Raw genomic sequence first — 21,928 nt, 5'->3', positions numbered from 1 at the left:
ACCATGAGTACGAACACGAACGAGACGGACGAGACGGACGCGGACGAATCGGCCGGCCACTGCGCGACCCCCGACTCCGACGGGGAGGTGGCCGAGGAGATAGCGATAATCAGCTTCGAGCGAAAGCTCGACACCGCCCGCGAGATCCGCGACGGCATCGGCGACGGCTACGCGCGCGTCGACATCGTCGAGTACCACGGCGACGTCTTCGCGGAGCACTGGGGCGAGTACGACTGCTTCGTCGGGCTGATGGCCTCGGGTATCGCGATGCGCAAGACCGCGCCGCTGCTCGACGACAAGTGGGACGACCCCGCCATCGTGGTCGTCGACGAGGAACTCACGTGGGCCATCCCCATCACGGGCGGTCACCACGGCGCGAACCAGGTCGCGGGCGACCTCGCACGGCTGGGCGCGGTCCCCGCGATGACGACCGCCAGCGAGGCCGCGGGCAAGCAGGGCGTCGAGAGCAAGGCGAAGGCGCTCGACGCCCACGTCGTCAACGGTGACTCCACGGTCGCGACGAACCTCGCCGTCCTGAACGACGACCTCGGCCCCGTCGCGCGCCTCGACGGCCCCCGGGCCGTCCTCGTCGGCGACGACGTGACCGTCCTCCGGCGCAACGCGGACGACGGCGTCGTCCTCGGGACGGGGACCGTCTCGGGGGTGGAGAAACGACAGGTGCTCGACGCCTGGACGGCCGCCCTCGACGACCTCGACCTCGACCTCACGGCCGTGGACTTCGTCGCCACCGGCACCCGAAAGGAGGGCGAGAAGGGCCTGTACGACGCCGCCCGCGAAATCGGGGCCGGCGTCGTCCTCTTCGAGAAGACCACGCTGGAGGCGTTCGAGGGGCCCTCCCCCTCGCGCTCGAAGGAACTCATCGGCTGGCCGGGCGTCGCCGAGGCGTCGGCCATCGCCGGGGGGCGCGAGCACGACCTCCTCCGGGAGAAAGAGCGGTTCGACGACGCCGTCACCGTCGCGGTGGGGCGATAGGATGGTCGACACGGACACCCCGGACGACGCGACGGGCACCCTCTACGTCGTCGGCATCGGCCCCGGCCTCCCGCACGCGATGACCCAGCGAGCCACGGACGTCGTCGCCACCGCCGACTGCGTCGTGGCGTCGACCCTCTACCAGGAGTTCCTCCGGCGCGACGGGACGCTCCCGCCCGAGAGCGCCGAGGTCGACGCCGCGCCCGACGGCGGGACGACGGCGGGGGAGGCGTCCGGCACCGTCCTCGAACGGCCCGACGGGACGCGACAGACGGTCGTCCGCTCGACGATGGGTCGACAGGTCGAACTGGCCCGCGAGGCGTTCGCGCGCGTCCGGGCCGGCGAGGACGTCGCGCACGTCTCGGGCGGCGACCCGAACGTCTACGGCAAGAGCGACCTCCTGTTCACGATGGCGGAGGCCGAGGGAGCCTACGACGTCCCCATCGAGGTGGTCCCCGGCGTGACGGCGGCCCTCGGCGGGGCGGCGAACCTCGGGGCGCCGCTGTCGAACGACTTCTGCACCGTCTCGCTGTCCGACAAGTGGCGCGGGTGGGACGAGATAGCGGAGAAACTGCGCGCCGCGGCCATCAGCGGCTTCGTCATCGTCCTCTACAACTGCTGGCGCGACTACGAGCGTGCCATCGCCGTCGTCCGCGAGGAGCGCGCCGACGACGTCCCGGTCGGTATCTTCAACGACGCCGGCCGGGGCGACGCGGGCCGGAACCTGGACGACGAGACGCACACCATCACCACCCTCGGCGAGGCGACCGACCACGACGACGACGTCGGCGGGATGGGCACCTCCATCCTCGTCGGCACCCACGAGACGGCGGTCTGGGAGAACGACCACGGCGAATACCTCGTCACCCCGCGCGGCGGGCGTGACGTCGACGACTTCTGAGAATGAGCACCGACGACACCACCACCGAGACGAGCACAGACACCGAGACCAGTTGCGGCGCGAGCGACGCCGCGAACGCGGACGCGACCGACACCGCGACGGACGCCGACGAGGGCACGTCCGCCTGCGGCGGGTCCACCTCGTCGTCCGGGTCGCGCTGCGGGTCGAAGAAGGCGGCGACCGACGAGCGAGTCGGCTCGACAGTCGCCGACTTCGACGCCGACCCCGGACGACTCGTCGCGGTCGGCCTCGGACCGGGACAGCCGGAGGGGATGACCCAGCGCGCCCGCGGGGCGCTCCTGGAGGCGGAGCACGTCGTCGGCTACACGACGTACGTCGACCTCCTGCCGGAGGAGGTCACGGAGTCCGCCGAGGAACTGTACGACACGCCGATGTGCGGCGAGGTGTCGCGCACGGAGGAGGCGGTCGACCGCGCGCTCGCCGGCCACGACGTCGCCATCGTCGGGAGCGGCGACCCGAACGTCTACGCGCTGGCCGGGCTGACCCTCGAGATACTCGAGTCGAAGGGTGCGAGCGCGGAGGCCGTCGACTTCGAGGTGGTCCCGGGCGTGCCGGCCGCCCAGTCCTGCGGCGCGCGCCTGGGCGCGCCGCTCGTGAACGACACCGTCAGCATCTCGCTGTCGGACCACCTGACGTCGATGGCGACCATCGAGTCGCGCCTGCACGCGGTCGCGTCTGAGGGGTTCACCGTCGCCATCTACAACCCCTGGAGCCGCAAGCGCCGGGAGAACTTCCGGACGTGCTGCGAGATACTCCTCGAACACCGCGCGCCCGAGACCCCCGTGGGAGTCGTCCACGGCGCGGGGCGCGACGACGAACGGGTCGAGGTCGTCGAACTCCGGGAGCTGGAAGCGCTCGGCGAGACGGAGCTCGTGGACATGACCACGACTATCATCGTCGGCAACGAGGAGACGTACGTCTGGGACGGCCGGATGGTGACGCCGCGGGGCTACGAGTCCAAGTATGACTACTGAGTACCGCGTTCGCCTCGACAGGCGCGCCTGTGACGGCGTCTTCGCCTGCCTCGTGCGGGACGACCGCTTCGTCGAGGCGGCGGGCGGCCTGGCGACGGTCGACGGCGGTCGGCGGGTGCGCGACGAGGACGGCGAACTCGTCGTCGCCTTCGCGGACGACCGACTGGCCGACGCCAGACAGGCCGCCCGCGCCTGTCCGCTCGACGCCATCGACGTGCAGCGAGAGGAGGACGATGAGTGACGCCGAGCGCGGGGCCGCGACGCCGGCCCCGGCCGACGACCTGCTCGCGGCGACGCCCGGGACGGCGTACTTCTGGGGGCGCGTCGCCGGCGACGGCGAACTGACGCGCGAGTGCGTGACCGTGCGGACGGGCGACGAGACGGCGGCGGACGCGCTGGCGGCCGTCGCCGGGACCGACCGGGCCGACCACGACCACCGGGTCGCCCCGCGGGAGTCGTCACACGACGCCTCGGTCGTCCGGTTCGAGGACGAGTTCGAACTCCGGGTGGTCGGCGCGCCGGCCGACCGCGCCGGCGCCGCCCTCGGCCTCCCGGTCGACGGGCACCCGGGGGGCTATCGGTTCGACGCGTTCGCCGACGACCGCCCACAACTGGTTCGCGGGGTGCTCGAAGCGTGCGGTACCGTCTGCTTCCGGGAGTCGTCGGGGTCGGTCGGGGTGTCGTTCGTCCACGACGACGAGGCCCTGCTCCGGACGGTCCGGTCGCTCCTCGCCGCGGCCGACCCCCACGCACCGACCGACGACCTCTCCGCGACTTCCTCGGGGGGGTACTGGTTCGGGCTGGCCGAGGACGCGGACGTCGCGGCGTTCGCGCGGTGGGTGTACGCGGGGAGCGACGACTCCGGGCTGTACTCGGCCGAGCGACGGCGGAAACTCCGCCGGAGCGTCGAGCGCGCGACCGGCCGTGGGGTGGGCGACCTCTCGCGATGACCGCGAACGCGCCCCCGGACGCGACGGTCACGCAAGCCGAACTCGACGACGAGGCGGTACTCCTCGTCGGCCACGGCTCGCGCCGCGAGCAGTCGAACGAACAGGTCCGCACCCTCGCCGCCGACCTGGAGGGGCGACTGGGCGTCCCGGTCGACGCGGGCTTCCTCGAACTCGCGACCCCGTCGATAGCCGACGCCATCGACGGTCTGGCGTCGAGCGCCTCGCGCGTCAGCGTCGTCCACCTCTCGCTGTTCGCCGCGAGCCACGTCAAGAACGACGTCCCCCTCGCGGTCGGACGGGCGAGACGCGACCACCCCGGGCTCACGATACACAACGGCGCCCACCTCGGCGTCCACCCCGCGCTCGTCGACCTGCTCGACGACCGAGCGTCGGCCGTCGAGGCGGCACTGGGCGTCGACCGCGAGGCGGACGACGTCGCGGTCGTCCTCTGCGCGCGCGGCTCCAGCGACCCGGACGCGAACGGCGACGTCCACAAACTCGCCCGACTGCTGTACGAGGGGCGGGCCTTCGACCGCGTCGAGGCGTCGTTCGTCGGCGTCACCGACCCACGTCTCCGCGAGACCCTCCACGCGGTGGCCAGACACCGCCCGGACGCCGTCGTCGTCCTCCCGTACATGCTCGGCGACGGCGTCCTCACGGGTCGTATCCGCGACGGCGCCGCCGAGTTCGACGACGACTACCCGTACGTCGACGCGGCCGCCGCCGACCCGCTCGGGACCGACGACCGACTGCTGGCGGTCCTCGGCGACCGCTGGCAGGAGGCTCGAACCGGGAGCGTCGAGATGTCCTGTGACACCTGCAAGTACAAGGTCGGCCTCGACGGCTACGAGGGGGACGTCGGCGGTGCGCGGGCGATGCTCCGGGCGCTGACGCACCGCGACGCCCACGCCGACCGCGACGACGTGGCCGACGACCCCCACGCGCACGACGCGCCGGCGAGCCACGTCGCGGTCTGCACGAACCGGACCTGCGCGGCCGACGGCGCGCCGGCCGTCCTCGAACGGGTGCGCCAGGCGGCGCGCGACTCCGACGCCTGCGACGCCCGCATCACGCGCTCGTCGTGTCTCGGCCGCTGCGGCGACGGTCCCATGGTCGCTGTCTACCCCGACGGCGTCTGGTACGGCGGCGTCGACCCGACCGACGCGGAGCGAATCGTCTCGTCCCACCTCGAACGGGACCGAATCGTCTCGGACATCGTCGACCAGATACTCTAATGAGCTGTTACGAACTCGAAGCACTACGACTCGGACTGATGAACGTCCTCGGAACCGACGACCGGAGCGCGCGCGAACACGCCGAACGGGAACTGGAGGGACACCTCGACGGTCCCGTCGAGGCCCTGGCGAACGCGACGACGCTCTCGGACCTCCGGCGGCACCTCGACGCGGCGCTCGTCGACCTCGAGTCGACGGTGGCCGCGACCGACGACGACGACCCGGCGTACGACTACCTGCGCGGGCGGCTGGTGGCCGTCCGCGACGCCGAGCGCGCCGTCGGCCGACTGGCCGACCAGGGCGAGAGCGTCCTCGGGGGGCTGGGGGAGGCACACGACGTCCTCCACGAGACGTTCCCCGTCGATGAGTAGCGCGCCTGTCCCCCGGACGGTCGACCTCGGCACGGTGACGCCGGCGCGGACCCGCCACGCGGGTCGCCGGTCGTGCGTCGCGCTGGTCGACGACGCGGTCGTCGTCGGGACCGCCGACGGCGACGTGGTCGCGCTCGACCGACCCACGCTCGACGAGCGCTGGCGGGCCGGGGCGGACACCGAGCGGACGGCCGCCGTCTCGGTCGAACCGTTCGGCGACGGCGTCGCGGTCGGCGAGCGCGGTCCCCAGGGGACCGTCCGATTCCACGACGCCGACACCGGCGCGCTCCGGTGGCGGTACGCCACCGCGACGGACGTCGGACCGCCACAGAAACCCTCCCGGTTCTTCCTCCCCTTCGTCGTCGACGTCCGGAGCGACGAGGACCGCCTCTACGTCGCGGCGCGGCGGTACGAGCGCGACGGCGAGCACCGCTCGTTCACGGGCGTCGTCTACGCCGTCGACGGCGGGGGCGACGTCGTCTGGACGTACGAGGCTGACGCCTCCCCCATCGGGCTGGACGCCGACGGCCGCCTCGTCGCGGTAGCGTACAACCGCTGTCCCGGGGCGCACCAGAAGGGGCTCGTCGTCCTCGACGGCGAGACGGGCGCGGTGCGCTACGACTGGGACCCCGGAACCGACGGACAGCGACGCGTCGGCGACGTCTCGCTGGTCGATGGTGGGGTCGTCGTCGCCTCCCACGGCGACTACCGGGGGTACCGCCTCGACGACGGCGGCGCCGAGCGGTGGCGCGTCGACCTGGCCCGCCCGCAGCGTGTCGACGGCGAGACGCTGTACGCCTACCCGAACCACGTCCGCGCGACGCCCGACGGCGTGGTGTTGGTCACCGGGAACACCTACTCGACGGACGGCCGCGAGACCCGGTCGCTGCACCCCCGCGAGCACACCGCCTTCGGCTACGCCCCCGACGGCGAGCGCGTCTGGACGGCCGCGGTCGGCGGCTTCGCGGGAGAACTCGGCGGCTGTGGCACCCGCGTCGCGGTGCCGGGCGCACAGCACTTCCGGACGCGCGACGCGGACGGCCACGGTCTGCGGCTCTTCGAGACGGCCAGCGGTGCCGTGACGAGCCTCGAAACCGACGGTGTCGTCACGGCGGTCGGACTCGACGGCGACGCGTTCGCCGCGGTCGAGGAACCCGTCGTCTACCACGACGACGGGACGGAGCGGGGGAGCTACCGGCTGCTGGTCGGAACGACGGGTCGGGAGTAGGGTTCGGCGGCGTCACCGGCGACCGGTGGACGGCCGTCCGGCCGGGGCGCGGACGTCGCGCTCCGGGAATCGCCCTCGTTCGCAGTCGCTTACGGGGGAGTCCCCTCGACGCCCAGCCGCGTCGCCTCGGGCCCGAACTCGGCCGCGAGGAGGTCCGGCACGTCCGCCGGGACCACGTCCGAGTACCACCGGTTGCGGGGGTGGATGGCTATCGCGGTCCCCTCGGCGCTACACAGCCCGAGACAGCTCGTCTCGGCGACGTGGACGCGCGACCAGAAGACGCCGCGGTCGCGGAGCCACGTCCGCACCGCCTCGGACACGTCACGGCCGTGCGCGTCGGCACAGCAGGCGTACTCCGAGTCCCGCTCGTGCGTGCAGACCAGCACGTGGTCGGAGAAGCCGTTCTCGAGGACGGCCCCGGTTCGCTCCCGCATCAGTCGGCGCCGACTGGGTCGGCGCGTGCGGTCGCATCGCCCGTGGCCCGGCCGTCCATCGAGCGACGGTGGAGTCGAGCGTGGGTCCCCGCGAGGAGCACCCAGAGCAGCGCCTGTCCGAACACGACCATCCCCGTCAGCCCGGTCGCGAGGTCGCTGGGGAGCGAACTCCCCCCCGAAGGGACCGGCGAGAGGAGGACCGGAACCGCGAGCACGGAGAGCGAGAGGAGCGCGGCGACGGCGCCTGCGCCCCGACCGCGCGCCGCGCGGAGCCGTTCGTAGGCGACGCCCGCGAGCAGGCAGACGAGGCCGCCCGCGACCATCATCCCGCCGTAGACGACGAGGCGGGTGTCCGGCGGGAGCGCCTGCTCGGCGCCCGGGGGCACCGGCGGGAGCACGAGCCAGGGCGCCCCCGAGACGGTGACGAACCCCGCCGCGGCGAGGACGTAGCTCTTCGTCGCGCCGACGCCCGGAATCGCGGGTTCGAGGAGGGAGAAGGCGATGCCGAACACCACCCCGCCCAGCAGGACGCCCCAGAGGACGCCCGAGACGACGCTCACGCCGTTCGTGACCGCCGACGAGACGGCGCTCCCGTGGTGGTCGTGGCCGTGGTCGGCGGCCGCGTCGTCGTGGCCGTGACCGTGGTCGACAGCGTGTCCCTCCCCGTGTCCGAGTTCGTCGGCGAACGCGACGAACGGGTTGGCGACGAGCGCGAGGAGCAGGCCGAACGCGAGGCCGGCGACCACGCCCGCGGTCACCCCCCGTCGCAGGTACGCGAAGAACACGGTCAGTGGCAGGTGATCCCCGCCGCGTGCCGGAAGTTGTGCATCGAGTCGTGCAGCGTCGGCTCCTGGACGAACAGGAGCGCGAACCCGAGCGCGGCGACGAACGCGAGGCCGACGGCCACCTGCGCCGTCGTCAGTTCCGTCCGAGCCCGTCCGATTCGACCGTGTACGGTGTCGTTGGCGGTTACCATTTCTAAATCACAGTTGTATAATATCAAGTTAGCTTGTAAAACTTCCGGGCGGGCTACCGTCCGTTCTCGCGGGCGGCCCCGACGGCCGCGTCGACCCGTCCGGCGGACAGCGCGGCGAGCGGGACGCGTTCGCCGTCCGTCTCCTCGGCGACGAGGCGCGTCAGCCCGGCCCTGTCGTCGTCGCCCGCGTCGACGACGACCACGTGCGCGCCGTCGTCGGCCAGTCGGCGTGCCGCCGCGCGGGTCTCGCGCACCGGGCTCCCGTCGGCGACGTTCGCCCGGCCGTCGGTGACCAGGACGACGACGCCCGTGTCCGGGTCGGCCCGGTCGAGCACCTCGTGGGCGGTCCGGAGGCCGGCGGGGAGCGGGGTCCGGTCGCCGGTCGGGAGGCCCTTCAGGTGGCGGGCGGCGAGGGTGACGCTGTTCGTCGGGGGCAGGAGGACGTCCGCCCCGTCGCCGGCGAACGCGACGAACGCGACCTCGTCGCGCTGCTGGTAGGCGTCCTTCAGGAGTTCGATGACCGTCCCCTTCGCCGCGCGCATCGCGGGGCGCATCGACGCGCTCGCGTCCACGACGAAGAGCACCAGCGCGGTGGCCCGGCCCCGACGGACCGAACGACGCAGGTCGCGCGACTCCACCGACGAGCCGCCACGGGCGCTCGCCGCCCGGACCGAGGCCGCGGCGTCGATACGCTCGTGCGTCCCCGCGCGCCGACTCCGCACCCGTACTCCCTCGCTCTCGGCGTCGGGGCGCGCCCGCGAACGGGTCCCGCCGCCCGCTCGCCCCCGGTCCAGGGCGTCCGGGACGCCGAGGTCGGGGGTGGCCCCCGCGCCGACGCCGACGCGGGACTGACCCGGGACGACGGGCGGCCCCTCCGTCGCGTCCTCGCGGGGGGACGCCTCACGCGCTCCCCCGTCGGTCGGTGCGTCGGCACCGTCGTCCCCGTCGGCTCCTCCGCCGCCGCTCGGGGGAGCGGGAGCCGTGGCGCCGTCGCGGTCGCCGTCCGCCTCGGACGGTTCGGGGGCAGTCGAGTCGGCGCCCGCCGGTTCCTCCGGCGCGTCGGGCGTCGTCGAGCCGTCGGGCTCACTCGTCCCGCCGGCGTCCCCGTCCTCGGCGTCGGGTCGGGCCCCCTCGTCTCGTTCCGCCTCCCCGTCGCCGTCGCCATCCTCCCGAGCGCCGTCGCGCTCGTCACCCTCGTCCCCCCCGCCCTCGAAGTGCTCGTCGATGAGGTCGTCGGGGTCGGGCGCGTCCTCGAACGGGCGCGCCCGGAGTCGGTGGGGGAGGGCGAGTTCAGCCGCCCGTCGGACGTCGGCCTCGGCGACGGTCGTCCGCCCGTCGAGGGCCGCGAGCGTCGTGGCGGCGCGCGCCGTGGCGATGTCGCCGCGGTGCCCGTCGGCCCCGGCGTCGCGACACAGCTCCGCGACGTCCCTGGCGAGGCGCGTCGGGAGGTCGACGTCGGCGAGTCGGCCGCGCGCGCGCCGCAACCGCCGCCGGAGGTCGTCGACCGTCGGGCGCTCCTCGGCGGGCGCCGCGGTGCGGTCGGTCCGTCCGAGCGCGCGGTCGATGATGCTGACGCGCCGGTCGAGGTCGTCGCAGGCCGCGACCGTCGTCTGGAGCGCGAAGCGGTCGCGCAACTGCGGCCTGAGGTCGCCCTCCTCGGGGTTCATCGTCCCGACGAGCGTGAACGCGGCCGGGTGGGAGACGCTCACGCCGTCGCGTTCGACCCGGTTGACCCCGCTCGCCGCCGCGTCGAGCAGCACGTCGACGAGGTGGTCGTCGAGGAGGTTCACCTCGTCGACGTAGAGGATGCCCCGGTTGGCGCGAGCGAGCAATCCGGGGTCGAACTCGAACGCGCCGGCCAGGGCGTCGGCCACCGAGAGCGTCCCGACGACGCGCTCGCGGGTCGCCCCCAGCGGCAGGGTCACGAGGGGGACCGACCGCTCGGTCGTCGGCGGGTCGGTCCGCTCGCGACAGTCCTCGCACTGGCGTCCGGAGGCCGCCGGCGGACAGCCGTAGGGACAGTCCGCGACCACCCTCTGCTCGGGCAGGAGGTCGGTCAGCGCCCGCACCGCCGTGGATTTCGCCGTCCCCTTCTCGCCCTGTACGAGGAGCCCGCTCAGGTCGTCGTTCGCCGCGACGACCTGCAACGCCTCCTTGAGCCCCTCCTGACCGACGATGTCCGGGAACGACGGCGTCGTCCCCCGGGCGTGCGAAGCTTTTTTGCCTCCACCGTAGTCAATCATACTTGTATTAGCACAATAGAGGTTTAACAACGTTATGCCAACCATCGGTCTATACACCGCGACGGAGAACGAACTGGGGGCCGTCCAGCGGGCGGCGGCCCGGACGGACGTCGACTGGGTCGTCCGCTCGGAGAGCGACCTCGACGGCCCGGGCGACGTCGACGCGTTCCTCGACGACCTCGACGGCGCGACGGCGGCGCTCTTCTGGCTCCACGGCGCCGAGGAGAGCATGCCGGGGTACGACCGCGCCGTCGACCGCCTCGACGAGGCCGGCGTCCCGCTGGTCGTCAAGTCCACCGGCGACGCCTACGCGCTCGAGGACACGTCCGTCCCCGCGGCGGCCCGCGAGCGGGTGTACGAGTACCTGGACAGGGGAGGGACGAGCAACGTCGCGAACTGCGCCCGGTTCCTCGTCGACGAGTACGGCGACGCCGACCGCGCGTACGACGACCCCGTCCACCTCCCGACGGAGGGCGTCTACCACCCGGACCACCCGGGGGCGTCGTACGACGAACTGCTGGCGACGTTCGACCCCGGGACGCCGACCGTCGCCGTCTGGTTCTACGAGTCGCACTGGACGCACGAGAACACGCGCTACGTCGACGCACAGGTGCGCGCCGTCGAGGCGCAGGGGGCGGACGCGCTTCCCGTCTTCTGCAACCCCGCGACGGACACCGACGGGCAGTGGGACGCGGAGCGAGTGACCGAGGAGTGGCTCCTCGAGGACGGGGACCCCGTCGTCGACGCCGTCCTCTCGTCGTTCATGTTCTCGCTGTCGATGGACGAGCGCGGGCGGGCGGCCGACGACGAGGGTGAGGGCGCGGAGGCCGTCTTCCTCGACCGACTCGGCGTCCCCGTCGTCCAGACCGTGACGACGATGCGCTCGCGCGCCCGGTACGAGGCGAGCGACACGGGGGTGATGGGGTTCGAACTCGCCCTCTCGGTCGCGCTCCCGGAGTTCGACGGCACCGTCATCACTCACCCCATCAGCGGCAAGGAGCGCACCGACGACGACGCCGGCATCGGGAGCGCGCCGAAGCAGCACTTCCCCATCGACGACCGGGTGGACCACGCCGCACGACTCACGGTCAACTGGGCGCGACTGCGCCACACGCCGAACGAGGAGAAGCGCGTGGCCGTCGTCCTGCACAACTACCCGCCGAGCGACGACGGCATCGGCACCGCCTTCGGCCTCGACAGCCCCGAGAGTACCGTCAACCTGCTCGACGAACTGGGCGAGCGGGGGTACGACCTGGGCGGCGAACGGGTCGAGGACGGGCAGGCCCTGGTCGAGCGCCTGACGGCCCAGCTCACGCTCGACGACCGCTGGGTCGCCCCCGAGGACGTGCGCGACCTGAGCGTCGACGTCGTCTCACCCGACCGGTACCGCGAGTGGTTCGCCGCCGCCGACGAGCGCTTCCGCGAGAACGTCGAGGCGGAGTGGGGCGACCCGCCGGACCGGCCGTTCGCCATCCCCGGCGTCGAGTTCGGGAACGTCCTCGTCACCGTCCAGCCGCCCCGCGGCTTCGGGATGGACCCCTCGAAGGTCTACCACGACTCGGACCTCCAGCCGCCCCACGACTACGTGGCGTTCTACGGCTGGCTCCGGAACGCCTTCGAGGCCGACGCGGTGGTCCACCTCGGCACGCACGGGAGCCTGGAGTGGCTCCCCGGCAAGACGGTCGGCCTGAACGGCGAGAGCGCCCCCGACCGGCTGATAGACGACCTGCCGAACGTCTACCCCTACATCGTGAACAACCCGGGGGAGGGGACGCAGGCCAAGCGGCGCTCGTACGCGGCCGTCGTCGACTACCTGACGCCGGTGATGCGCAACGCCGGCACCTACGACGAACTGGCGGCACTCGAGGACCTGGCCGACCAGTACCGCGAGGCCGGCATGGAGGACGCCCGGAGCGACGACGGCGAACACCTCGAACGGCTCATCCGCGAGACGGTCGACGACCTCGACCTCGCGGTCGAACTCGGTATCGCGGGCGACGTCGAGGAGCGGGTCGACGTCAGAGGACCCGAGGAGGCCGGGACGACGCTCGCCGAGGGGACCGTCGACGGCGACGAGGTGGACGTCGACGAACTCGTCGAGCGCGTCCACGCCTACCTCACGGACGTGAAGACGACCCAGATACGGCTGGGGCTCCACACGATGGGCGAACCGCCGACCGGCGACCGCCTCGTGGAGTACCTCGTCGCGCTCACCCGACTGGAGAACCCCGGCGGGCCGAGCCTCCGGGAGAGCGTCGCCGGCGTGCTCGGCGTCGACTACCGACGGATGCTCGACGAACCGGGGGCGTACGACGAGTCGCTGGGAACGACGCTCTCGCAGGCGGCCGACGCCGTCTACGAGACGAGCCTCGACCTCGTGGCGACGCTCGCGGCGAACGACTTCGACGTCCCGCGCTCCGAGTCGGAGGCGGCCCCCGACGACGAGGTGAACATGAACCTGCTCGTGGTCGACGTCGACCCCCTCGGGGACGCACGCGCGAGGTCGGGCGCGCACGACGACCTCCGCGAGGCGCTCGCGTTCGTCTGCGAGGAGGCGGCCCCCCGCGTCCGGGGGGCCGAAGACGAGGTCCCCCGGACCGCGGACGCGCTGGCCGGCGCCTACGTCCCGCCGGGCGGAAGCGGCGCGCCGACGAGAGGCGGCGTCGACCTGCTCCCGACGGCCCGGAACTTCTACACCCTGGACCCGCGGAAGGTCCCCGCCAGGAGCGCCTGGCGCGTCGGGCGGGAGGTCGCCGAGGGGGTCGCGGAGCGGCACGCCGACGACCGGGGGGAGTACCCCGAGGAGGTCGGCGTCGTCGCGTGGGGGACGCCGACCGTCCGGACGCGCGGCGAGACCATCGCGCAGGTGCTCGCGCTGATGGGCGTCGAACCCGTCTGGACCGACGCCGGTCGGGTCGACGGCGTCGCCCCCGTCCCCCTGGATGACCTCGGGCGTCCCCGCATCGACGTCACCACGCGCGTCTCGGGGCTGTTCCGCGACGCCTTCCCGCAGGCGGCGGGCGTCGTCCACGACGCCGTCGACGCCGTCGTCGCCCTCGACGAGCCACACGAGTGGAACTACGTGAAGAAGCACGTCGAGGAGGAGACCGACCGACTCGAAGCGGAGGGCGTCGACGACCCCGAGGCGGCGGCCAGACACCGGGTGTTCACGACGCGCCCCGGCGGGTACGGCGCGGGGACGAACAAGGCCGTCGACGAAGGGAACTGGGAGGACCGCGCCGACCTCGCCGACGTGTACGTCCAGTGGGGCGGCTACGCGCTCGGGAAGCGCGGGCGCGTCTCGACGGCCCACGAGGCCTTCGAGCGCCGCCTCGAGGGCGTGGAAGCGACGGTCAAGTTGGAGGACACCGCCGAGCAGGACGAGTTCGACAGCTCCGACTGGTACGCGTTCCACGGCGGGTTCATCACCGCCGTCGCCGAGATAGCCGGCGAGGAGCCGGCCTCCTACGTCGGCGACTCCAGCGACCCAGACGACGTCTCCGTCTACACGAACGAGGAGAAGGTCCGCAAGGCGATGCGCGCGCGGGTGCTCAACCCCGACTGGCTCGACAGCATGGAGGACCACGGCTACAAGGGTGCCGGCGACCTGTCGACCACCGTCGACGTCGTCCTCGGCTGGGACGCGACCACCGGCGTCGTCAGCGACACGCTCTGGAACGACGTCGCCGAGAAGTACGCCCTCGACGACGAGCGCCGCGAGTGGATGCGCGAGGTGAACCCGTGGGCCGTCGAGAGCATCGGCGACACGCTGCTCGAGGCCATCGACCGCGGTCTGTGGGACGCCGACGACGGGACGGCCGACCGACTCCGCGACATCACCCTCCGGGTCGACGGCGACATCGAAGCACGTGCCGGGAGCGCGGACGCCCCGGAGGTGTCGAGCGATGACGACTGAGGCGGTCGAGGAGGTCGAGCCGACCGGCGAGTACGAGCGCGGGGGCGTCGGCCGCGCCCGATACAAGCGCGCCGAGACCGTCGTCACCGCCATCGTCGCGGACGCGCAGCGACGCAAGCGACGCGAGGTCGCGACGGCGCTCGACGAACTCGAAGCGCACGGCGGCCTCGGCGACGGACAGCGCGACGCCGTCGAGCGGATGGCCGACGCCATCGTCGGACGGGTCCTCGCGGCACCCCTCGCGACCGTCCGCGGGACGGCCGACCGGACGACCGCCCGCACCGCGCGTCGGCTGTTCGTCCCCGGCGGGACGACCGAGAGGCGCGCGCGTGGGCGGGTCGAACCGCCCGGGGGTGGACGGTGACGACCGACGACGGGCGGGCGGACGGCGCGGACGCCTTCGAGGCGTACGCCGACCTCGGCGCGACCACCGAGGACGCGATGGCCATCGCCGAGACGAGCATGGACCGGGTGCGCGAACTCGTCCCGGACGAGACGCTGGCCGACCGCGTCCGCCAGAAGAGCGTCCACGCGACGGGCGACCCCGAGTTCCAGCACCTCGTGCGGTTCACCGGCGAGACCGAGGACGAACCGGTCGTCGCCGGGGCGCGGGCGGTCCTCGACGGGCGCCCCATCGTCACCGACATCACGATGGTGAAGGCGGGCGTCACCGGCCGCGGGCACGACTGTCCCGTCCGGAAGGCCATCGGGAACGGCGCCGACCTCGCCGAACGGACGGGGATGACGCGGACGGCCGCCTCCGTGCTCGAACTCGACCGGCGGGACGTCTACGAGGGGGGCGTCGCCGTGGTCGGGAACGCGCCGACGGCGGCGCTCGCCCTCGCGGACTGCATCGCCGCGGGGACGCGGCCGGCCGTCGTGGTCGCCACCCCGGTCGGGTTCGTCAGGGCCGCCGAGAGCCGTCGGCGACTCCGGGACGTCGCGGGGGCGCACGGGGTCCCCGCGATAACGAACGTCGGCCGTCGCGGCGGGAGCGGCCTCGCCGCCGGCCTGACGAACGAACTCGTCCACGTGGCGAGCGACGCCCGGGACGGGGAGGTCGACCTCCCGTGAGCGACGCGTACGACCTGGACGCCGGTCCCGACCCGGCGGCTGTCGCCGCGGCGGAACCGGAACCCGAGTCGGTCACAGCGGACCCGGTGTACGCCGTCGGCATCGGCCCCGGGAACCCCGAGTACCTGACGCCCAGAGGCGAGCGCGCGATACGCGAGGCCGACGTCGTCGTGGGGTTCGAGACGGTCGTCGACTTCGTTCGCGGGACGACGGACGCCGACCTGCTCACCTGCGGCTACCGCGACGAGGGCGAGACGCTCGCGACGTTCGCCGCCCGCGTCGCCGACGGGGAGCGCGGGACGGCCGCCCTCATGGGCGACCCGAACCACTCGGGCTACCAGTTCGTCGGGAAGGTCCAGGCCGCCGTCGACCCGCCGGTCCGGGTGATACCGGGCATCTCCTCGCTCCAGGTGGCCGCGAGCAGGGCGCGGACGCCGATGGAGGGGACCGACTTCGTGACGCTCCACAGGAGCGGCGACATCGGGGACGACCGCCGTCGACTCCGCGCCGCCGTCGGCGAACGCCACCTCCTCGTGCTCCCGCGCCCCTTCGACTGGATGCCGGAGGACGTCGCCGCCGACCTGCTCGCCGCCGGCGCGTCGCCGTCGCTGGACGCGCTCGTCATGGAGCGGTTGACCCACGACGACGAGACGGTGACGCGGACGACCCTCGGCGACCTCGCGGCGCTCGAGACGGAGTCGGACGACGGGACGTCGCCGTTCTCCGACCTCTCCGTGCTCGCCGTTCGGTCCGGCCGAACCACCTCACCGAAACGTATTTGAGAATCCGTCACAACCCGTAGAACAAGCCCACTTGGGTTATCTAAGATTTATTTGTTCGACTGGGCGACACCATGACATCAGAAACGATCCTGCTCGTCGGCCGCGACACGCGAAACGCTCGAGAAGTGCTCGAAGAACACGCCGACCGCCTCGACCGGCGCGCCGTCGCCGACGACGTCGGGGTGGCGACGTACGGGAGCGAACCGGTCCGCGAACTCCGGGGGACGTTCGCGCGCCTGTCGGCCGAGACGGTGTACGCGGTCCCGATGTGCGCCGCCCACACGCACGACACGACGGGCGCGATACCCGCCGCGCTCTCGTACGTCCCCGGGGACGTCCGCTACTGCGAACCGGTCGGAGGGAGCCCCGCCGTCACGGAGGTGATCGCGGAGCGAGCGGGGGAGCGTCTCCCGGCGGCCGAGGACGTGTCGCTCGTCCTCGTCGGCTTCGGGAGCAGTTCGAAACCGTACCACCGACAGACGACGGACTACCACGCGGCCCGGCTCCGCGAGCAGTCGGGGTACGGCGAGGTGCTGACCTGTTATCTCCTCCAGAACCCCGCGGTCGAGTGCGTCCGGTACAACGCGACGGGAGCGCGGTCGGTGGCGGTGCCGCTGTTCCTCTCGCGGACCGAAGCGACCGAACGCCGGATTCCCGAGAGGCTCGAACTCGCGCGCGGCGGCGTGGCGTACGCCGACCCGTTCGGGACCCACCCGCGGATAACGGACGCCGTCCACGCCGAGGTCGAGAAACAGCGCGCGCTCGCGGCCGACGGCAGCGCCCCCGCGGCCTCGTTCGAGGCGCGGCTGACCCGGACGCGACGCCCGGTCGCGACCGACGGGGACGGGGGACGACGGTGACGACGGCGTCGGTGACAGCGACGGGTCCCTCGCGTCCGACCGCCGGGGTCGACAGGTTCGTAGGCGAGGGCTCCTCTCTCGAACCATGAACGGATTCGTCGTCGGCGGGACCCGCTCCGGCGTCGGCAAGACCGTGGCCACGCTCGCCGTCGTCCACGCCCTCGAAGGGGCGGGATACACCGTCCAGCCCGCCAAGGCCGGCCCCGACTTCATCGACCCCAGCCACCACGAGCGCGTGGCCGGGCGGCCGTCCCGGACGCTCGACCGCTGGCTCCAGGGGGAGGAGGGGCTGCGACGGAACTACCACCGCGGCGAGGGCGACGTCTGCGTCGTCGAGGGGGTGATGGGCCTCTACGACGGCGACGGCTCCAGCACCGCGATGGTCGCCGCGTCGCTCGACCTGCCCGTCGTCCTCGTCGTCGACGCGAGCGCCGCCATGGAGAGCGTCGCCGCGACCGCCCTCGGGTTCCGGCGCTACGCCGAACACGCCGGCGTCGACTGCGACGTCGCCGGCGTCGTCGCCCAGCGCGCCCACGGCGGGCGCCACGAACGCGGCATCCGCGAGGCCCTCCCCGACGACCTGGCGTACCTGGGTCGGGTCCCCCCGCGCGAGGACTTCGAGATACCCGACCGTCACCTCGGACTGCACATGGGCGACGAGGCACCGCTCGCTCCCGACGCCCTCGACGCCGCGGCCGAACACCTGCGCGTGGAGCGACTCGTCGACCTCGCGCGGACGCCCCCGCGACCCGAACCGGACGCGTCGCGCCCGCGGACGGACCGGCGAATCGCGCTCGCTCGCGACGACGCCTTCCGCTTCTGCTATCCGGCGACCGTCGAGCGCCTCCGCGAGCGCGCGGAACTGGTCACGTTCGCGCCGACGGCGGGGGACGACCTGCCCGACTGCGACGGCGTCTACCTCCCCGGCGGCTATCCCGAACTGCACGCCGAGGCGCTGGCGGAGAGCCCCGCGATACGACGGCTCGCCGCCGAGGCGGCCGACGGACGCCCCGTCTACGGCGAGTGCGGCGGGCTGATGGCGCTCGCCGAGACGCTGACCACCGAGGACGGCGACACCCACCGCATGGCGGGCGTCCTCCCCGCCGACGTCCGGATGCACGGCCGGTACCAGGCGCTCGACCACGTCGAACTCCGCGCGCGGACGGACGCGCTCACCGCCGGTACGGGCGACCGGCTACGCGGCCACGAGTTCCACTACTCCAGCGCCGACGTCGCGGCCGACGCCCGGTTCGCGTTCGACGTCGAGCGCGGGACCGGCGTCGCGGACGGTCGGGACGGCCTCTCCGAGTACGCGACGCTCGGGACGTACTGCCACGTCCACCCCGAGAGCGGGGCCTTCGACGCGTTCGTCGACGCGACGTGACCCGGCACTCGCGTCGACCGGAGGTATGAAGCCGGCCGTGGGACAATACCGGCCCATGAACGAGCGAGCCGTCATCGTCGGTGGTGGGCGCGTGGGCCGTCACACGGCCGAACAGCTCATCGAACACGGGTACTCGGTCACCATCGTCGAGCGCGACGCCGAGAAGGTCGAAGCGCTGTCGAGCCGCCGGGTCGGGACCGTCGTCGAGGGCGACGGGACGGACCGCGAGACGCTCCGCGAGGCCGGCGCCGCCGAGGCGAACATCGTCGCCGCGCTGACGGACGACACCTCCGCGAACGTCATCGTCTGCGGCCTGGCGCGCGAACTCTCCCCCGAGGTCGAGACCCTCGCGCGCGTCGCCGAGGACGGCGAACAGCAGTACCAGTACCTGAGCGACGTCGACAGCGTCGTCTACCCGGCCGCCGCCGGCGCCGACGTCACCGTCGACCGAATCCTCCGGGACTGACGGCACGGACACCCGCGTCGCGTTCTACCACTCCGGAACCGCTCCGAGCGCCGCGGCCCGACCACTGATAAGGAGGGAGGAAGTACGGGGGGCTATCCCCGGAACGCGCCGCGCGGGTCGCGCCCCGGACGCCGTCCCCCGAGGACGGCCTCCGTCGGCACCGTCGGGAGGGAAGGTCGTCACATGCAAGGGAGATACACCAGTCTGGTCGGCATCGTCGGGGCGACGGCGCTCGCGCTCGCCGTGCCACAGCTCGGACCGCTGCTCGAACCGCTCACCGCCCCCATCGTCGCGGCGCTCGTCTTCGCCTCGATCCGCGACTTCGAACTCGACTCGCTGCGCAGCGACGCCCGACCCCTCGCCGCGGCGTTCGGGCTCACCTACCTCGTCGTCCCGGCGCTCGCGCTCGCGTTCGGGACGCTCCTGCTCGACCCCGAACCGCTCACCGGCGTCCTCGTCATGGTCGCCGCCCCGTCGACCGCCGGGAGCGCCATCGTCTGGACCCGCCTCGCCGGCGGGAAGGCGAGCCTCGCGGCCATCATCGCCGTCGTCACCATCGCGCTCTCGCCGGTGGTGACGCCCGCCGTGCTGTCGGTCGTCGCGTCGTTCAGCATCGAACTCTCCGCGACGGCCATCCTCGTCGACCTCCTGACCATCGTCGGCGGCGGGGTCGCCCTCGCCGTCGTCCTCCCGGACGACGTGCCCTCCGACCGGACGGTCCGCTCGGGGTCGCTCGTCGCCATCGCCCTGCTCGTCTACGTCAGCGTCGCCACCGCCGACCCCGCGGGGAGCGACCTGGCGACGGTCCTCCCGGTCGCCGTCGTCGTCGCCGGGGTCGTCGCGGCCGTCTTCGCCGGCCTCCTCCTCGCCGGGCGGGTGGTCGACCTCGACCGCCGCGTCGTCCCGGCACTGCTGTTCTCGGCGACGCTCCGCAACCTCGGCGTCGGCCTCCTCCTCGCCGCGTACGTCCCCCTCTCGGGGACGGTCGTCGCGGTGGTCACCTACTACGTCGTCCAGCAACTCGCCGGCGCGCTCTTCGCGGGCGTCGTCTTCGACGGCCGGACGGCACACCGCCAGTCGGCCGACACGCTCCCGTAGCCCCGTGCGTCGGGGGCAGAGAGTGACTCTCGCGGAGGCGAACGCCGGGGCCCCACAATCCCGTCCCCGTCTACGGCCGGAAACACCGCTCGACGGCGTGGTCGTCGACGACGGCGAGCAGGTCGTCGGTCGCGTCGGCGTCGAAGCGGAGCGGCCGGCGCCACCACGGTCCGCGCCCGGAGTCGGCCGAGAGGTCGGTGACCAGTCGGTTCGCCTCCGTCCCCGCCTCGCGGCTCGACAGCGGGACGCCCCGCTCGAACAGCCGCGACGCCCCGGGGTCGCCGAGGACGAGGACGCGCGCGTCGAACGTCTCGCGCTTGACGTGGGCGTTGTTCCGGAACGGCGCGCGCTCGTCGGCCGGCAGGTCGCGGTACGCCTCGCCGGTCACGGGGTCGCGCGCGAGGCGGAACGCCCCGACGAGGTAGGCCCCCCAGCGCGGCGCCTGCCAGGGCGCTGGGTCACCCACCTGCGAGAGCGTCGCGTAGAACAGGAGGTAGTCGCCCGCCGAGAGCGCGCCGATGGGCCGCGCCTTCACGCCGTGGTCGTCGCCGTAGGTGTAGCGCTCGCCGCCCGCCTCGGGGAACTCGGGGTCGAAGTGGACCGGGGCGTCGCGGACGTCCTCCGGGAGGTCGGTCTCCAGGTCGAGGTCGGCGTAGGTCGGAACCGGTTCGCGCGTCGGCTTCGCCTCCGGGATGGGGACGTACTCGAAGCGGCCGTCGGGGTGGATGGGCCCGCGGACCCCCGGCTGGTTGGTGTTGGCGGCGACGTTGATGGCGACCGCGCGTGGCATGATTCGGAGAGGGGTGCGAGGCGAAAAGGCGTTGCCGGTGCCGGCCTCGGCCGCCCCTACCCGGCGTCGGGCCGTAACCGGAGGACCCGGTCGTCGCCCGCCCGGGGGTCGCCCCGGCCGTCGCGGTTGCTCGTCGCCGCGTAGAGGTGCCCGTCGGGACCGACGAGCGTCGTCCGCAGGCGACCGAATCCCCCCTCGAACAGCCGTTCGTCCGCCTCGACGGCGCCGTCGCGGATGCGGACCCGGTGGAGGTGTTCCCCGACGAGCGTCCCGAACAGGAGGTCGCCGCGCCACGCCTCGACGGGGCCGTCGTCGGGGTAGAACGCCGCGCCGCCGGGTGCGATGGTCGGGGTGTAGCTCACCAGCGGGTCGACGTACGCCTCGTCGTCGCTCTCGCCGGTCACCGCCGGCCAGCCGTAGTTCTCGCCCGCCACCAGGCGGTTCACCTCGTCGTCGGTGTCGGGGCCGTGTTCGGTCGCGTAGAGCACGCCGTCCCGCACGGCGAGGCCCTGCGGGTTGCGGTGACCGTAGGAGAACACTGCACTCCCCCCGGGGTTGTCCGGGTGCGGGTCGCCGTCGAGCGTCAGGCGGAGGACCGACCCCGCGAGGGTCGACGGGTCCTGCGCCGTCTCGGCGTCGCCGGCGTCGCCCGCCGTCGCGTACAGGGCGTCCTCCTCCGGGCGGACGAGCAGTCGCCCGCCGTCGTGTATCTGTCCGGCCGGGATACCGTCGAGGACCGTCTCGAACGACCAGTCGTCGGTGGGGTCGTGTCGCAGGACGCGGTTCGTCGACTCGCCCCCCGCGTCGGTCGTCTGGTAGGTGAACGCGACGTCCGGGTCGTCGGGGTGGAAGGCGAGGCCGAGCAGGCCGCCCTCCCCGCGGGCGGCCGTCGAGTCGGTCAGGTCGGCGCCGACCGCCGACCCGCCGTCGCCGACGCGGACGACCCGGCCCGGTCGCTCGGTGAGGTAGAGCGTCTCGTCGCGGAAGGCCATCCCCCACGGCACCTCGAGGTCCTCGACGACCGACTCGGCGGTCGCGGACCGAGTGGCGTCACGGGGGCCGTCCCCGTCGCTCGCGCCGTCGTCGCCACTCGCGCCGCCGCCACCCGATTCCCGGCCGGCGTCGAGACACCCCGCGAGGGCGGCGGCGGCCCCCCCGACGGTGGTGAGGTACGCGCGTCGCTGCACGCCCGCTCCTGGGGCCGGACGGCGAAAAGCCGTTCGTCGCGCGCA

The 21,928-nt window shown here is 73.4% G+C and carries 22 protein-coding genes; 16 read left to right on the top strand and 6 right to left on the bottom strand.

The genetic code is table 11. From position 1 onward, the window contains the following. Positions 1 to 3 precede the first annotated feature (3 nt). Genes cbiG through P1Y20_RS13475 form a run of 8 tightly spaced genes read left to right on the top strand, consistent with a single transcriptional unit; the run spans position 4 to position 6,673 of the window. Entirely contained in the window at positions 4 to 993 is a 990-nt protein-coding gene (gene cbiG / locus P1Y20_RS13510) for a cobalt-precorrin 5A hydrolase (protein ID WP_304449191.1), read from the top strand. A gap of 1 nt (position 994) precedes the next feature. Then, a complete protein-coding gene (locus P1Y20_RS13505) occupies positions 995 to 1,894 on the top strand; it encodes a precorrin-3B C(17)-methyltransferase (RefSeq protein WP_304449190.1) in 900 nt (299 codons plus the stop codon). Positions 1,895 to 1,896: 2 nt separating this feature from the next. Continuing rightward, a complete protein-coding gene (gene cobJ / locus P1Y20_RS13500) occupies positions 1,897 to 2,889 on the top strand; it encodes a precorrin-3B C(17)-methyltransferase (protein ID WP_304449189.1) in 993 nt (330 codons plus the stop codon). After that, complete coding sequence (locus P1Y20_RS13495) at positions 2,879 to 3,130, top strand: ferredoxin (protein WP_304449188.1); 252 nt, start codon at positions 2,879 to 2,881, stop codon at positions 3,128 to 3,130. Before cobJ ends, P1Y20_RS13495 begins: the two co-directional genes overlap by 11 nt. After that, positions 3,123 to 3,839, top strand: a complete 717-nt coding sequence (locus P1Y20_RS13490; RefSeq protein ID WP_304449187.1) for a cobalamin biosynthesis protein — start codon at positions 3,123 to 3,125, stop codon at positions 3,837 to 3,839. Before P1Y20_RS13495 ends, P1Y20_RS13490 begins: the two co-directional genes overlap by 8 nt. Next, the gene (locus P1Y20_RS13485) at positions 3,836 to 5,074 is read left to right on the top strand and encodes a CbiX/SirB N-terminal domain-containing protein (RefSeq protein WP_304449186.1); all 1,239 of its coding nucleotides are present in this window, start codon (positions 3,836 to 3,838) and stop codon (positions 5,072 to 5,074) included. The genes P1Y20_RS13490 and P1Y20_RS13485 overlap by 4 nt, the downstream gene beginning before the upstream one ends. Further along, positions 5,074 to 5,445, top strand: a complete 372-nt coding sequence (locus tag P1Y20_RS13480; protein WP_304449185.1) for a DUF3209 family protein — start codon at positions 5,074 to 5,076, stop codon at positions 5,443 to 5,445. The genes P1Y20_RS13485 and P1Y20_RS13480 overlap by 1 nt, the downstream gene beginning before the upstream one ends. Beyond that, complete coding sequence (locus tag P1Y20_RS13475) at positions 5,438 to 6,673, top strand: outer membrane protein assembly factor BamB family protein (protein WP_304449184.1); 1,236 nt, start codon at positions 5,438 to 5,440, stop codon at positions 6,671 to 6,673. Before P1Y20_RS13480 ends, P1Y20_RS13475 begins: the two co-directional genes overlap by 8 nt. A gap of 89 nt (positions 6,674 to 6,762) precedes the next feature. On the opposite strand, the gene P1Y20_RS13470 is transcribed toward P1Y20_RS13475, so the two are convergent. Genes P1Y20_RS13470 through P1Y20_RS13455 form a run of 4 tightly spaced genes read right to left on the bottom strand, consistent with a single transcriptional unit; the run spans position 6,763 to position 10,326 of the window. Then, positions 6,763 to 7,107, bottom strand: coding sequence for a (2Fe-2S) ferredoxin domain-containing protein (locus P1Y20_RS13470; RefSeq protein WP_304449183.1), 345 nt, complete (start codon positions 7,105 to 7,107; stop codon positions 6,763 to 6,765). Next, positions 7,107 to 7,892 (bottom strand): CbtA family protein, encoded by a 786-nt coding sequence (locus tag P1Y20_RS13465; RefSeq protein ID WP_304449182.1) that lies wholly within the window; start codon positions 7,890 to 7,892, stop codon positions 7,107 to 7,109. Before P1Y20_RS13465 ends, P1Y20_RS13470 begins: the two co-directional genes overlap by 1 nt. 2 nt (positions 7,893 to 7,894) lie before the next feature. Next, positions 7,895 to 8,083, bottom strand: coding sequence for a CbtB domain-containing protein (locus P1Y20_RS13460; RefSeq protein ID WP_304449181.1), 189 nt, complete (start codon positions 8,081 to 8,083; stop codon positions 7,895 to 7,897). Positions 8,084 to 8,136: 53 nt separating this feature from the next. After that, complete coding sequence (locus P1Y20_RS13455) at positions 8,137 to 10,326, bottom strand: VWA domain-containing protein (protein WP_304449180.1); 2,190 nt, start codon at positions 10,324 to 10,326, stop codon at positions 8,137 to 8,139. Between the two features lie 34 nt (positions 10,327 to 10,360). Between P1Y20_RS13455 and cobN the strand changes: the two genes are divergently transcribed. From cobN to P1Y20_RS13415, 8 genes are all read left to right on the top strand, one after another. Next, entirely contained in the window at positions 10,361 to 14,242 is a 3,882-nt protein-coding gene (gene cobN, locus P1Y20_RS13450) for a cobaltochelatase subunit CobN (RefSeq protein ID WP_304449179.1), read from the top strand. Further along, positions 14,232 to 14,606, top strand: a complete 375-nt coding sequence (locus tag P1Y20_RS13445) for a glutamyl-tRNA reductase (protein WP_304449178.1) — start codon at positions 14,232 to 14,234, stop codon at positions 14,604 to 14,606. Before cobN ends, P1Y20_RS13445 begins: the two co-directional genes overlap by 11 nt. Then, positions 14,603 to 15,316 carry a precorrin-8X methylmutase gene (locus P1Y20_RS13440; protein WP_304449177.1) on the top strand — a complete coding sequence of 238 codons (714 nt, stop codon included), beginning with the start codon at positions 14,603 to 14,605 and terminating at the stop codon, positions 15,314 to 15,316. Before P1Y20_RS13445 ends, P1Y20_RS13440 begins: the two co-directional genes overlap by 4 nt. After that, positions 15,313 to 16,098 (top strand): cobalt-precorrin-7 (C(5))-methyltransferase, encoded by a 786-nt coding sequence (locus P1Y20_RS13435; RefSeq protein ID WP_304449176.1) that lies wholly within the window; start codon positions 15,313 to 15,315, stop codon positions 16,096 to 16,098. Before P1Y20_RS13440 ends, P1Y20_RS13435 begins: the two co-directional genes overlap by 4 nt. Positions 16,099 to 16,169: 71 nt before the next feature. After that, complete coding sequence (locus tag P1Y20_RS13430; RefSeq protein ID WP_304449175.1) at positions 16,170 to 16,958, top strand: CbiX/SirB N-terminal domain-containing protein; 789 nt, start codon at positions 16,170 to 16,172, stop codon at positions 16,956 to 16,958. 85 nt (positions 16,959 to 17,043) lie between these two features. Next, complete coding sequence (locus P1Y20_RS13425; RefSeq protein ID WP_304449174.1) at positions 17,044 to 18,342, top strand: cobyrinic acid a,c-diamide synthase; 1,299 nt, start codon at positions 17,044 to 17,046, stop codon at positions 18,340 to 18,342. A gap of 55 nt (positions 18,343 to 18,397) precedes the next feature. Beyond that, positions 18,398 to 18,808 (top strand): potassium channel family protein, encoded by a 411-nt coding sequence (locus P1Y20_RS13420; RefSeq protein WP_304449173.1) that lies wholly within the window; start codon positions 18,398 to 18,400, stop codon positions 18,806 to 18,808. A 183-nt stretch (positions 18,809 to 18,991) separates the two neighbouring features. Then, complete coding sequence (locus P1Y20_RS13415) at positions 18,992 to 19,906, top strand: bile acid:sodium symporter (protein WP_304449172.1); 915 nt, start codon at positions 18,992 to 18,994, stop codon at positions 19,904 to 19,906. 70 nt (positions 19,907 to 19,976) lie between these two features. Here P1Y20_RS13415 and P1Y20_RS13410 read toward each other — a convergent pair whose 3' ends face one another. Beyond that, positions 19,977 to 20,696 (bottom strand): Nmad3 family putative nucleotide modification protein, encoded by a 720-nt coding sequence (locus P1Y20_RS13410; RefSeq protein ID WP_304449171.1) that lies wholly within the window; start codon positions 20,694 to 20,696, stop codon positions 19,977 to 19,979. A gap of 56 nt (positions 20,697 to 20,752) precedes the next feature. Next, a complete protein-coding gene (locus P1Y20_RS13405) occupies positions 20,753 to 21,883 on the bottom strand; it encodes a PQQ-dependent sugar dehydrogenase (protein ID WP_304449170.1) in 1,131 nt (376 codons plus the stop codon). Positions 21,884 to 21,928 lie beyond the last annotated feature (45 nt).

It is taken from the genome of Halomarina ordinaria, from assembly GCF_030553305.1.
GTDB classification, from domain to species: domain Archaea; phylum Halobacteriota; class Halobacteria; order Halobacteriales; family Haloarculaceae; genus Halomarina; species Halomarina ordinaria.
The sequence above is the reverse complement of the archived record's forward strand: the minus strand, read 5'-3'. Positions and strand labels throughout refer to the sequence as shown.

Excerpts from the sequence above, each read along its gene's own strand:
- cbiG (WP_304449191.1), top strand. The coding sequence starts at position 4 with ATGAGTACGAACACGAACGAGACGGACGAGACGGACGCGGACGAATCG.
- P1Y20_RS13505 (WP_304449190.1), top strand. The coding sequence starts at position 995 with ATGGTCGACACGGACACCCCGGACGACGCGACGGGCACCCTCTACGTC.
- cobJ (WP_304449189.1), top strand. The coding sequence starts at position 1,897 with ATGAGCACCGACGACACCACCACCGAGACGAGCACAGACACCGAGACC.
- P1Y20_RS13495 (WP_304449188.1), top strand. The coding sequence starts at position 2,879 with ATGACTACTGAGTACCGCGTTCGCCTCGACAGGCGCGCCTGTGACGGC.
- P1Y20_RS13490 (WP_304449187.1), top strand. The coding sequence starts at position 3,123 with ATGAGTGACGCCGAGCGCGGGGCCGCGACGCCGGCCCCGGCCGACGAC.
- P1Y20_RS13485 (WP_304449186.1), top strand. The coding sequence starts at position 3,836 with ATGACCGCGAACGCGCCCCCGGACGCGACGGTCACGCAAGCCGAACTC.
- P1Y20_RS13480 (WP_304449185.1), top strand. The coding sequence starts at position 5,074 with ATGAGCTGTTACGAACTCGAAGCACTACGACTCGGACTGATGAACGTC.
- P1Y20_RS13475 (WP_304449184.1), top strand. The coding sequence starts at position 5,438 with ATGAGTAGCGCGCCTGTCCCCCGGACGGTCGACCTCGGCACGGTGACG.
- P1Y20_RS13470 (WP_304449183.1), bottom strand. The coding sequence starts at position 7,107 with ATGCGGGAGCGAACCGGGGCCGTCCTCGAGAACGGCTTCTCCGACCAC.
- P1Y20_RS13460 (WP_304449181.1), bottom strand. The coding sequence starts at position 8,083 with ATGGTAACCGCCAACGACACCGTACACGGTCGAATCGGACGGGCTCGG.
- P1Y20_RS13455 (WP_304449180.1), bottom strand. The coding sequence starts at position 10,326 with ATGATTGACTACGGTGGAGGCAAAAAAGCTTCGCACGCCCGGGGGACG.
- cobN (WP_304449179.1), top strand. The coding sequence starts at position 10,361 with ATGCCAACCATCGGTCTATACACCGCGACGGAGAACGAACTGGGGGCC.
- P1Y20_RS13445 (WP_304449178.1), top strand. The coding sequence starts at position 14,232 with ATGACGACTGAGGCGGTCGAGGAGGTCGAGCCGACCGGCGAGTACGAG.
- P1Y20_RS13430 (WP_304449175.1), top strand. The coding sequence starts at position 16,170 with ATGACATCAGAAACGATCCTGCTCGTCGGCCGCGACACGCGAAACGCT.
- P1Y20_RS13425 (WP_304449174.1), top strand. The coding sequence starts at position 17,044 with ATGAACGGATTCGTCGTCGGCGGGACCCGCTCCGGCGTCGGCAAGACC.
- P1Y20_RS13420 (WP_304449173.1), top strand. The coding sequence starts at position 18,398 with ATGAACGAGCGAGCCGTCATCGTCGGTGGTGGGCGCGTGGGCCGTCAC.
- P1Y20_RS13415 (WP_304449172.1), top strand. The coding sequence starts at position 18,992 with ATGCAAGGGAGATACACCAGTCTGGTCGGCATCGTCGGGGCGACGGCG.
- P1Y20_RS13410 (WP_304449171.1), bottom strand. The coding sequence starts at position 20,696 with ATGCCACGCGCGGTCGCCATCAACGTCGCCGCCAACACCAACCAGCCG.